The 11176-nt window shown below is 70.2% G+C and carries 13 protein-coding genes; 9 read left to right on the forward strand and 4 right to left on the reverse strand.

Going from position 1 to position 11176, the window contains the following annotated elements; translation table 11 throughout:
• A partial coding sequence (locus tag JWR86_RS11215) for a formate dehydrogenase accessory sulfurtransferase FdhD (protein ID WP_299565117.1) occupies positions 1–635 on the reverse strand: 635 nt, incomplete at its 3' end.
• Between the two features lie 255 nt (positions 636–890).
• On the opposite strand from JWR86_RS11215, the gene JWR86_RS11220 reads away from it, so the two are divergent.
• Positions 891–1307: an FKBP-type peptidyl-prolyl cis-trans isomerase gene (locus JWR86_RS11220; protein WP_299565119.1), complete on the forward strand. Its 417-nt coding sequence runs from the start codon at positions 891–893 to the stop codon at positions 1305–1307.
• Positions 1308–1323: 16 nt separating this feature from the next.
• Here the strand turns inward: JWR86_RS11220 and JWR86_RS11225 are convergent, their stop codons facing one another.
• The 3 genes from JWR86_RS11225 to JWR86_RS11235 form a co-directional block, all read right to left on the reverse strand.
• Positions 1324–2010 carry a glutathione S-transferase N-terminal domain-containing protein gene (locus JWR86_RS11225; RefSeq protein WP_299565121.1) on the reverse strand — a complete coding sequence of 229 codons (687 nt, stop codon included), beginning with the start codon at positions 2008–2010 and terminating at the stop codon, positions 1324–1326.
• 129 nt (positions 2011–2139) lie between these two features.
• On the reverse strand, positions 2140–2949 hold the full coding sequence (locus JWR86_RS11230; protein WP_299565123.1) for a porin family protein: 810 nt from the start codon (positions 2947–2949) through the stop codon (positions 2140–2142).
• Positions 2950–3065: 116 nt separating this feature from the next.
• Positions 3066–3329, reverse strand: a complete 264-nt coding sequence (locus tag JWR86_RS11235; protein WP_299565124.1) for an accessory factor UbiK family protein — start codon at positions 3327–3329, stop codon at positions 3066–3068.
• 135 nt (positions 3330–3464) lie between these two features.
• Here JWR86_RS11235 and lgt point away from each other — a divergent pair, with 135 nt between their 5' ends.
• From lgt to JWR86_RS11275, 8 genes are all read left to right on the forward strand, one after another.
• Positions 3465–4337, forward strand: a complete 873-nt coding sequence (lgt, locus tag JWR86_RS11240; protein WP_299565125.1) for a prolipoprotein diacylglyceryl transferase — start codon at positions 3465–3467, stop codon at positions 4335–4337.
• Complete coding sequence (locus JWR86_RS11245) at positions 4334–5482, forward strand: SAM-dependent methyltransferase (RefSeq protein WP_299565128.1); 1149 nt, start codon at positions 4334–4336, stop codon at positions 5480–5482. The genes lgt and JWR86_RS11245 overlap by 4 nt, the downstream gene beginning before the upstream one ends.
• Positions 5476–6246 (forward strand): peptidoglycan editing factor PgeF, encoded by a 771-nt coding sequence (gene pgeF / locus JWR86_RS11250; protein WP_299565130.1) that lies wholly within the window; start codon positions 5476–5478, stop codon positions 6244–6246. Before JWR86_RS11245 ends, pgeF begins: the two co-directional genes overlap by 7 nt.
• 80 nt (positions 6247–6326) lie before the next feature.
• On the forward strand, positions 6327–6614 hold the full coding sequence (locus JWR86_RS11255) for an HdeA/HdeB family chaperone (protein ID WP_299565133.1): 288 nt from the start codon (positions 6327–6329) through the stop codon (positions 6612–6614).
• Positions 6615–6707: 93 nt separating this feature from the next.
• On the forward strand, positions 6708–7592 hold the full coding sequence (locus JWR86_RS11260) for an NAD(P)-dependent oxidoreductase (protein WP_299565134.1): 885 nt from the start codon (positions 6708–6710) through the stop codon (positions 7590–7592).
• Positions 7589–8878 (forward strand): 3-oxo-tetronate kinase, encoded by a 1290-nt coding sequence (otnK, locus tag JWR86_RS11265; protein WP_299565136.1) that lies wholly within the window; start codon positions 7589–7591, stop codon positions 8876–8878. The genes JWR86_RS11260 and otnK overlap by 4 nt, the downstream gene beginning before the upstream one ends.
• A 159-nt stretch (positions 8879–9037) precedes the next feature.
• The gene (locus tag JWR86_RS11270; protein WP_299565138.1) at positions 9038–10606 is read left to right on the forward strand and encodes a DUF6212 domain-containing protein; all 1569 of its coding nucleotides are present in this window, start codon (positions 9038–9040) and stop codon (positions 10604–10606) included.
• Positions 10603–11176 (forward strand): glycosyltransferase family A protein (locus JWR86_RS11275; protein ID WP_299565141.1); only part of this gene is annotated, 574 nt, incomplete at its 3' end. The genes JWR86_RS11270 and JWR86_RS11275, both read left to right, overlap by 4 nt.

Below are 11176 nucleotides of genomic sequence, written 5' to 3' on the forward strand. Positions count from 1 at the left end.
CGTTCGCGGAACATCCAGCCGGCGATCTTGTCCACGGCGTTGTGGCGGCCGACATCTTCCATATAGGCGAGCGGCTGGTCCTGCCGGCACAGCACGCAGCCATGGATGGCTCCCGCCTCGAGGTACAGCGACGGCGTGGTGTTGATGCGATGCGTCAGACCGTAGAGCCAGGAGGTCCGGAGCTCGGCCTTCGGCAGGACGACGCCGTCCAGCGCCTCCATCAGGTCGCCGAAGGCGGTGCCCTGGGCGCATCCCGAGGTCAGCGTGCGCTTGCGCAGCTTGCTCTCGAAATCCGTCGTCCGCTCGGTGCGGACCACCACGACCTCAAGCTCCTCGTCATAGTCGATGCCGGTCACCACGTCGTCGGGCCGGAGCATGTTTTGGTTCAGCAGGTAGCCGAGCGCGAGGAGGTCCGGGTGGTCTCCGATCGTCATCATGGTGACGATCTCGCGTGCGTTCAGGTAGAGCGTCAGCGGTCGCTCGACGACGACCCGCGTCTGGATGGCGGCGCCGGTCTGGTCCATGCCGGTCACGGGCTGGGTCAGGCGCGCGTCGCCCGGCTCCGGCCGGATGAGATAGGACTCCGTCTCGGACCTGCGGTCTTCGCCCAGTGACGCGTTCGGGTGCAGGCGCATGGAGGCCCTGAAGCGGCGGTTCGCAACCGGTGTTCGCCGGCTTAGGCGCGCGGGGTGCCGATGTCACGGCCTGCGGGGGAACCCGAGCCCGCACGGGCCGGTTCGTCAGGCCCCGGTCCGGACCACGACGGCATCATGTCGCGGCCAGGGCGGGCCCGCTCGCGCGCGGCAGGGGAGGGCGCGGATCCCGCCGCGACCCTTCTGTCGCGTGCCGGCCGGTGCTAGGACGCGCGCTCACTAGGATACGGAGCCCGCATGCGCCGCCTCTTCCTCTCCGTCGGAGTCGCCCTTCTCGCCATGAGCACCGTCGCAAACGCCCAGCCCGTCGCCACCCCCTCGGGCCTGAAATACACCGACGAAGTCGTCGGCACCGGTCCGGCCCCCAAGGCCGGCCAGACGGTCAACGTCCATTATACGGGCTGGCTCGACCAGGGCGGCCAGCGGGGCACCAAGTTCGATTCCTCCCGGGATCGCGGCGAACCCTTCAGCTTCAAGCTCGGGGCCGGCCAGGTCATCGCGGGCTGGGACGAGGGCGTCGCCGGCATGAAGACCGGCGGTCGGCGCATCCTGATCATCCCGGCCGCGCTCGGCTACGGCGCCCGCGGGGCGGGCGGAGTTATCCCGCCTAACGCGACCCTGATCTTCGACGTCGAGCTTCTCGGCGCCCGCTGAGCGCCCGCCGCGGCCTTCAGGCCGCGGCTGCCAAGTGCTTGAACATGTGGCTGCGGGCCTCCTCGTCGAACTCAGCCTTGAAGGCCGGGCCGGAGGTGGTCCGCAGCGCCTCCACGCGCGCCGCCGCTGGCCGCGCCGAAATCTCGTCCACGAGCCGCTTGAGGTTCGGGTAGCGCTCCCAGGCGCCGTCGCCCAGGATGAAGGGCACCATCCGGGCCCAGCCCCACACGGCCATGTCGGCGATGGAATAGGCCCCGCCGACCAGATGGCTGCGGGTCGCGAGCCGCTCGTCCAGGATGCGGAAATGCCGGTCCGCCTCGTACTGGTAGCGCGCATCCGCATAGGCGACCGGCTCCGGCGCGAAATGGCGGAAATGCACGGCCTGGCCGCAGAACGGGCCGAGTCCGGTCGCAACGAACATCAGCCAGGACAGGAGTTCGCCGCGCCCCGCGGCGTCCGTCGGCATGAAGCGGCCAGTCTTCTCGGCGAGGTAGAGCAAAATCGCGTTGGAATCGAACACCGGGACGCCGTCGTCGACGATGGCCGGGACCTTGCCGTTCGGGTTGAGAGCCAGGTAGGCGGGCGAGAATTGCTGGCCGCGCCGCGTGTCCACGGGCACCGGCTCGTAGGGCAGTTCCGCCTCTTCGAGGAACAGCGCCACCTTCATCGGGTTCGGCGACAGATTAAAGTGGAACGTCAGCATGGCCGGGCCTCCGGAGAACCGACGGCGTCATCGGTCCGAACGGGGCAGGGCGCAAGCGGGCTGCTGCCGCACATGAAAAGGGCGGGCCTGTTGGCCCGCCCTTTCCGAAGTCCCCGTAACGCGGTTGCGTCAGAAGCCGCCGAACTTGAAGTTCAGGCCGGCCCGGACGATGTGGCCGTCGTTGGTGAACCGCGACGTGTAGGAGTTCGGCGCCGTCGGCGCGACGTTGCCGACCACGATGTTGCGGTTGCCGAGGTCGTAATAGAGGTACTCGGCCTTCACCGTCACAGCGGAGTTGAAGAGCGTGTAGTTCGGGATGGCGTATTCGATGCCGCCACCGACCACGTAGCCGGTCTCGATGTCGTCCTTGGCCCCGGCGAACTGCAGGTTCTGCGGTGCAGCGAAGTTGAAGAACGCAGCGCGGTTGTAGACGTCGCCGTAGGCGAAACCACCGGTGGCGAACACCAGGACGCGGTCAAACGCGTAGCCGATGCGGCCGCGGACGGTGCCGAGGTAGTCGGTCGTGGACCGGAAGCTCGCCCGGTCACCGCGGGAGCTCGTGTACTGGGTCGTCTTGGCGAGGTCCGTGTACATGATGTCGGTTTCGAAGCCGACCACGAACGCGCCAATCTGCATGTTGTAGCCGGCCTGGCCGCCGCCCACGAAGCCGCTCGGGCTGGCGCCGAACGAGCCGGGCCGGAAGCCGGCAGCCACGTTGGCAGCCGTGACGGGACCATTGCCGCGGGTGGTGATGCGGTTGGAATCGCTGAAGCCGTAGCCGGCGTTGCCGCCGACGTAGAAGCCGGTCCAGGTGAAGACCGGGACAGCGGTATAGGCCGCAGCCGGCGGCGGAGCGCGGCGGGACGGGAGGTCGGCAGCGGCCGCAGCCCCAGCCATGAGCACCAGCGATGCGGATGCGAGGAGTGCGAGCTTCTTCACGTCATTCCCTCGTTTGGAAAACCGATGACCCAGCATGTCAGGGCCTCGGGGTTCGGCCTAGTGCGGGCAGGCCACACTGGTTGCGATTGAATCCGCAGGGCCGGGTGGGGGAGGCATCAGGAGCCCGGCGGCTCGCGGCCGCCGCGCTCCCCTTCGAGCGCCGCCAGCCTCGTCGAGAGGCGCTCGTTCTCCTCGCGCAATGCGGCGATGAGATCGCGAAGCACCTCTACCTCTTCTCGGGTGGCGACGTCCATGTCCCGAATCAGGCGCTCGAACTGGTTCCTGACCACGGTTTCGACCTCGCGGCGCGCACCCTGGGCCACCCCCGTCGCGTCGGTCACAAGGCGGGCGACGTCGTCGAGAAATCGGCGTGCGGGCATCGGCTCGCTCCCCCATCCGCCGCCAAGCGGCACGGCGGCCTACATCTCCCGACCGCAGCCGGAAGGCAACGCCGCGCCCCGGGGCCGGGGTTGACGGGCCGCCGCGCGGCGCCGAAACCGGGCCGTCCTCAGCCAGTGCCGATGCCCCTTCTCGCCCTGCCTTTCCCGCATATCGACCCGATCGCGATCGAGTTCGGCCCCTTCGCGATCCGATGGTACGCGCTCGCCTATGTGGCCGGCATCGTGCTCGGCTGGTGGTACGCCCGCCGCCTGGCCGCGAATGAGGCCTTGTGGGGGGGGCTGCGGGCTCCGAAGCCGTCCGACATCGACGACATGATCGTGTGGGCGGCGCTCGGCATCGTGCTCGGGGGCCGCATCGGCTACGTCCTGTTCTACGACCTCGAAGGCTACCTGCAGAGCCCGGCCGAGATCCTGACCATCTGGCGGGGCGGGATGTCCTTCCATGGCGGGCTGATCGGCACCGCCGTGGCCATTGCGCTGTTCGCCCGCTCGCGTGGGCTGCGCCTCCTGTCCCTGTTCGACGTCTCGGCCGTGGTGGCGCCGATCGGCCTCTTCACGGGGCGGGTGGCGAATTTCGTCAACGGCGAGCTCTGGGGACGGCCGGCGCCCGACCTGCCCTGGGGTGTGGTGTTTCCGCGCGCCGGGTCCATTCCCCGCCACCCGAGCCAGCTCTACGAGGCCTTCGCGGAGGGCATCCTCCTCCTTGTCGTCATGGCTGTCGCGGTCCGCCTGGCAGGCTTCCGGCGGCCCGGGCTGCTGACCGGCATCTTCGCCTGCGGCTATGCACTCGCCCGGATCGTCTGCGAGGTCTTCCGCGAGCCGGACGAGCATCTCGGATTCCTGTTCGGCTCCGCGCTCGGCCCCCTCGGGGGAGGGGTCACCATGGGCCAGCTTCTGTCGCTGCCCCTGCTGCTGCTCGGGATCGCGCTGATCTGGGCGGCTTCGCGCCGCTCCCGTGCGGTGTCGGCGCGAGACGCGTCGGTGTGACGGCGCTGCTGCGGCAGCTCTCGGCTGCCATTGCGGAAGACGGGCCGATATCGGTGGCCCGCTACATGGCTCTGGCGCTCGGCCACCCGGCTCACGGCTACTACATGACCCGTGATCCCCTCGGGCGAGCGGGGGATTTCACCACGGCGCCCGAGATCAGCCAGATGTTCGGCGAGCTCATCGGCCTGTGGTGCTGCGACGTTTGGGATCGCATGGGTCGGCCGGCGCCCTTCGTGCTGGCGGAACAGGGTCCCGGGCGCGGCACCCTGATGTCGGATGCCCTGCGGGCCGCCCGGCTGGTGCCGGACTTTCTCCGGGCGGCCTCCGTCCATCTCGTGGAAACGAGCCCCGTGCTGCGGCAGCGGCAGCAATCGCGGCTCGAGGGGGCCGGGGCGCCGATCCGCTGGCACGAGGAGCTGGACGGCATCCCCGAAGGACCGGCGATCATTCTTGGCAACGAGTTTCTGGACGCGCTGCCGATCCGCCAATTCGTCCGGACCGAAACGGGATGGCACGAGCGAATGGTCGGCCTGGGGCCAGATGGCGCTCTCGCCTTCGGGATGGCGCCGGACCCCGAGCCGCGCCTCGCCGAGCTCCCGGGCCGGCCCGGTGACCTCCGCGAGTTCGGGGCTGCGGCGACGCTCGTTGTCCGGACCGTGTCTGAGCGCCTGGTCCGCTGCGGCGGGGCCGCGCTGTTCGTGGATTACGGAACGTCGGAGCCCCGCCCGGGCTCGACCTTCCAGGCCGTGCGAGGCCACCGGCGGGCTGATCCTCTCGAGGCTCCGGGCGAGGTCGACCTGACGGCCCATGTCGATCTCGGCGCCGTGAGCAGGCAAGCGGTCGCGGCCGGTGCCAGCGTGCACGGTCCGGTCCCGCAGGGCGAGTTCCTGGGCGCGCTCGGCATCCGGGAGCGCGCAAGCCGCCTTTCCAAGGCGGCGGGCGGCGCGGAGGTGGCGGCCGCTCTGTCCCGCCTGACCGGACAGGGTGAGGGAGAGATGGGCCAGCTCTTCCAGGCGATCGCGATCTCCGACCCCCGCATCACGTTCCTTCCGGGGTTTCCGGACAGCGGCAAGCCGGTGACTCGCGCGGCCGGCCCAGGAGATGCAGACTTGGATCCGGCCAGGGAGGCGAGAGCCGCATGCTGATCGAGGCGCCCGAACTGTCGTCGTTTCCCACGGTGCGCCATGCCTTCTTCACGCGCCGGGGCGGGGAGTCCGGCGGCATCTACAGCAGCCTCAATGGCGGGCTCGGCTCCTCGGACCATCCCGCCCGCGTGAAGCGCAACCGAGCCCTGATGGCCGAGCGACTGGGCGTCAGCCCCGATCACCTCGTCAGCCTGCACCAGATCCACTCGGCCGAGGTGGTCCACGTCCAGGCGCCCTGGCCAGGGGAGGAGCGGCCGCGGGCGGACGCGATGGTGACGGACCGGCCCGGCCTGGCGCTGGCGATCGCGACCGCGGATTGCGGTCCCGTCCTGTTCGCCGATCATCACGCAGGTGTGATCGGCGCTGCCCATGCGGGCTGGAAGGGAGCTCTGGGCGGGGTGCTGGACGCCACCGTCGACCTCATGGAGGAACTCGGGGCCTCGCGGGAAGACATCGTGGCGGTGCTCGGGCCGACCATCGGGCGCAACAGCTACGAGGTGGGACCGGAATTCGTGGAGCGGTTCCTGGCCGAGGATTCCATGAACGCCCGCCACTTCCGGCCGTCGGAGCGCGACGGCCACGCGCTGTTCGACCTTCCCCGCTATGTCGGGCAGCGGCTGGAGGCGACCGGAATCGGCGAATTCGCCCTGACGGACCTGTGCACCTATTCCGACGAGGAGCGCTTCTTCAGCTACCGGCGCTCGGTTCATCGCGGCGAGCCTGATTACGGGCGGCTGATCTCGGCCATCGCCTTGACCCGTTAGGCCCTCGCGGACCGAGCCCCTTCTCGCGCGTGCCGTTCGGTGCCACGCTGCTGCGGCATCACTTGGCGCGGAGACGTTTCATGCGGTTCACCTTGGCCCTCGGTCTGGCCCTCGGCCTCGCCGCGACCGTTCCCGCAGCTGCACAGAAGCTCGATCTGCGGACGCTGAAATGCGACGAGTTCATCAAGCAGGACAAGGACTTCCACGGCCAGATCCTGATGTGGCTGTCGGCCTATTCCATGGCCGAAGACGATGATCCCGTGATCGACTTCGACCAGATCATCGCCACGGGCCAGAAGCTCGGCCGGACCTGCGCCCAGAATCCCGCCTCTACGGTGATGGCGGCCTACGAGCAGGCCTCGAAGTAGGAGCCCCGGGGAGGGGCCGGCCCGCGCCCATCCCGCCCGAAGCTGCGGCCCCCAACACAAGGCGGCGTCGGCACCGCCCCAAACGGAGCAGCCATGACCACCATCGCGTTCGTCGGCCTCGGCGCCATGGGCCTGCCCATGGCCGGGAACTTGGCCAAGGCCGGGTTCACGGTGCGAGGATTCGATACCCGGAACGCCGCCGGCGAGGCCTTGGCGACCCTCGGCGGAGAGGCCTCGGCCAGCGCGGCTGCGGCTTCTCGCGACGCGCAGGTGCTGATCCTGATGGTGGTGGATGCGGCTCAGGCCCGCTCCGTCCTGTTCGAGGCAGGGGCGCTCGACGCGCTCGCGCCCGACGGGCTCGTCATCCTCATGGCGACCTGTCCGCCCAAGCTCGTCGCCGCCCTGGCCCGAGACGTCGAGGCGACCGGACGCCCCTTCCTGGACGCGCCTGTCTCGGGCGGGGTCGTGGGCGCCCGGGCGGGCGGGCTCACCATCATGGCCGCCGCCCCGAAGGCGGTCTTCGACCGGGCCGGCCCCATCTTGCAGCGTCTTGGCACCAAGGTCTTCCATGTCGGCGAGGAGCCCGGCCAGGGCGCGACGCTGAAGGCCGTGAACCAGTTGCTTTGCGGCGTGCACATCGCGGTCGTGGCGGAGGCCTTCTCGCTGGCCCGCAAGGCGGGGCTCGACGGCCAGACCGTCCTCGACATCCTGTCCGGGTCGGCGGCTTCGAGCTGGATGCTGAAGGATCGGGGCCCCCGCATGCTGCAGGACGAGCCGCCGGTCACGAGCGCCGTCGACATCTTCGTCAAGGATCTCGGCATCGTGCTGGAGGCCGGGCGTGAGCAGCGGGTCGCGCTGCCGCTGGCCAGCACGGCCATGCAGCTCTTCCTCGCCTCCTCCGGCCGCGGCGAGGGAGGCCGGGACGACAGCCAGGTCATCCGGAGCTACGACCTCCTAAACGGCAACGTGCCCTCGTGAGCCTCGTCCTCGGCTGCATCGCGGACGACCTCACGGGGGCGACCGACCTCGGCCTGACCCTGGCCAGGGGCGGGCTGAAGGTGGTTCAGGTCACCGGGGTGCCGAGCGAAGCGGATCTGCCGCGGGACGCCGACGCCGTGGTGGTGGCGCTCAAGTCGCGCACGATACCGGCTGCGGAGGCCGTCGAGATGTCGCTGCAGAGTGCCGACATCCTGCTTCGGGCCGGAGCGCAACGGCTCTTCTTCAAATACTGCTCCACCTTCGATTCCACGGACGAGGGCAATATCGGCCCGGTCGCCGAGGCGCTGCTGGAGCGGGTGGGGGCGAGCCTCGCCGTGGTCACGCCGGCCTTTCCGACCAACGGCCGGACGGTGTTCCAGGGGCACCTCTTCGTCGGACGCCAGCTCCTGTCCGACAGCCCGATGCGCGACCACCCCCTGACGCCGATGCGCGACGCGAACCTCGTCGCGGTGCTCGGGCGGCAGACGCGGAAACCGGTTGGGCTCGTGCCGTTCGGGACGGTGGAGGGCGGGCCGGCGGCCCTGCGCCAGGCGCTCGACCGGCTGGCCGCCGAGGGGGTGGGCTTCGCGGTCGTGGATGCCCTGACGGATCGCCACCTGACCGACCTCGGCGAGGCTGTCGCCGACATGCCGCTCGTGACCGGCGGCAGCGGGCTCGCGCTCGGCCTCCCGGCTGCATACCGGGCCCGGGGGCTGGTGCGGCAGCGGTCCGGCGCCCAGATGGCGGCGCCGCCGCCTGGACGCTCGGCCATCCTGGCCGGCAGTTGCTCGGCGGCGACGCGGGCCCAGGTCAGCCGCGCCCGACAGGCCGGCCTGCCGGCCCGACAGGTTTCTCCGGCCGACATCGCGTCGGGCCGGCTCGACGCGGCCTCTCTCCTGGTCTGGGCGGCGGAGCAGGATGGAGGCCGCCCCGTCCTGCTCTACTCCACGGCCGAGCCGGATGCTGTCGCGGCCGCCCAGCAGGCCCTCGGGCGCGAGCGCGCCGCCACCCTGATCGAGAGCTGTTTCGCGGAGGTGGCCCGCGGGCTGGTGCGGGATCTCGGGGTGACCCGGCTGGTGGTGGCCGGGGGCGAGACGTCTGGCGCAGTGGTGGCGGGGCTTGGCGTCACCGCGCTCGAGATCGGGCCGGAGATCGACCCGGGTGTTCCCTGGACCCTCAGCGTCGCCGAGCCGCGTCTCGCGCTGGCCCTGAAATCGGGCAATTTCGGCGCCGAGGACTTCTTCCTGAAGGCCTGGGAGGCGTTGCCGGCCGCCGCAGCGGGCTGAGGCCGGGGGCGGCTGCAGCGCGGTTCGCGGCCCCCTGTGAATGTGCGCGGCAAGACCTGACCAGGGCGCCGATTTTGTCCCGCGAAGACAACCCGCTAAACAGGCACTCGCAAGTCGGGCTGCGCGAGTGCGTCGGCCAAGCAAAACCTAGGGGTGCCGATGCGGAATGACCTCACGAGCCCGCCGGCCGGGAGCAGCGCCGCCTCCTCAGTCACGTCGGAACCCGCCTACGCCTTCCTGGTCCTCGATCGCCTGCGTGACAGGCTGCCTCAACCGGGCGGCCGGCAGCATTACGTCGAGTTGTCCGAGCGCGAGATCGTGGCGCTGCGCGGGTTCGAATTCTCCGCAGCCGACCGGGACCCGGACAGCCGGTTCCTGCCTCGCCCGCTCGTGGGGGCCATCCTGGACGAGGAGTTCGTTCGGACCTACCCGGACGTGGTGATCCGGCTGGGGCAGCTCGCCCCCGAGGTGCCCGGAACGGATGCGACCTACAATCTGTCGGCCGGATCTGCCGGGTTGCTGGATTGGCAATTGTCACGGGCCTTCGGGCTGTCGAGCCGGTTTCTGTCGGATCTCGGCTCCAGCCAGATCGAGATCGCGCGGCTGCAGCACATCGTGCACGACCACATGGAGGCGCTCCAGGAGGCTCAGCGCTTTGTCGAGCAATCGGTGCCGCCGCAGCCGAAGCTCTGCGTCTTCCTGCCGCCGAGCGGGGCAACGCTGCGGCTTGCCGACGCCCCCGCACAGGGGATCCGCCAGGGCTCGAAGCGGGAATTCCGGGCCGTGCACGCTTTCGAACTGCACCTGGCCGACGTCGAGGCGGGCAGCGCGGGGTCTGTGGTGGTGACGCTCGAGGCGGCCCACTCACGACAGCTTCTCGGGACCTGGACAGTCCCGGCCTCGACACTCGATGTCGGCTGGAACCGGTTCGACGCGCCCTTCACGGCGCGGCCCCTGGATGAGCCGGTGGTGATCGGGATCACGTGGGAGCAGGGCTCCGCGCCGGGCTTGAGCCTCGGCCTCGGCGAGATCACGGCGGATCCCCGGCTCGGCTACGTGCGGCCGGACGGAACGGCCGCCGAGCGCTCGCTCGCTTTGCGGATGTACGAGGGCGCGCCCGGCCTGAGGCTCCCGTTCCATGGCTGGGGGAGGCGGGCGGACGGCGACGCGGACGACGACGCGCAGGGCGGCGCGGTCGTGCTCGACGAGTTGCTGCAGCGGGCGCAGTATTTCGGGGGGCTGTCCAAGCCGCAACCCGAGCTGCTGCGCTTTATCGACGAGTCCACGGGCCTGCTGCTCCATCCGGCCGGGAAGACGGCGCATGTGGCCGTGATCCCTAATCTGTGGATGGACGGCGTCCGGGCGGTCGTGGCCGATGTCGCGCTGGACCATCAGGCCGCCGCTGCCACCGAATTCGGCCTCCTCGTGGCGCCGGCCGGCGAGCTGGCGCCCCGCGCGGCCTCGCGCTCGAACCAGGGCCCGAAGTGGCTCCGTCAGGCGCAGGCCGTCCTGTCCGGGGGGGGCGACCCGGCCGATGCCTTTCTGCACGGCGCAGCTTGGCTGAGGCTGGAGGGGCGTGAGAGGGGGCAGGTCACGTTCGAGCCACCCGCACCGCTCCGTGGGCGTTTCGACATCCTCCTGGCGACCCGGAAGGCCGGGTCCACGACGGACCACGCCTGGGCCCATTTCGTGCATCTCGCCGCTGTCAGGGACCCGTCGCAGGCATGATCGACGAAAGGCTTTCCCCGGCCTTCCGCGGCGAGGGCCCGGCCGACGCACGGCCCCGCCTGGCGGTGGTGGTGCCCGTGTTCAAGCATAGCGGGCTCGTCCGTGAGGCGATCTATTCCCTCGCCCGCCAGCCGGGTTTTGCCGATGTCGACGTGGTGCTTGTGGACGATGGCTGTCCCGACCCTCAGACCTACGCGACCCTCACCTTCCTGGCTGCGCGGTGGAGCAACCTTCACTACGTCCGTCAGGCGAATAGCGGTCTCAGCGCGGCCCGAAATCGCGGCATCGAGTTCACGTTGCGCGCTCTGCCGGAGGCGCAGGGCATCTACTTCCTCGATGCCGACAACATGCTGGCCCCCTACAGCATTGCGGCGATGCAGGAGGCGCTCGTCGCGCTGCCGGACGCGGACTGGTTCTATCCCGATATCCGAATGTTCGGCTTGCGCCTCTTCAACGACTACAGCGGCAGCTTCAACGCCTACGCGGCCTCCGTCGTGAATCTGAGCGAAGCCGGCAGCCTCGTCCGTCGACGGATGATCGAAACCGACCTCCGCTTCGACGAGGACATGC

The sequence above is a fragment of the Enterovirga sp. genome, assembly GCF_028290205.1.
Taxonomy (GTDB): domain Bacteria; phylum Pseudomonadota; class Alphaproteobacteria; order Rhizobiales; family Beijerinckiaceae; genus Enterovirga.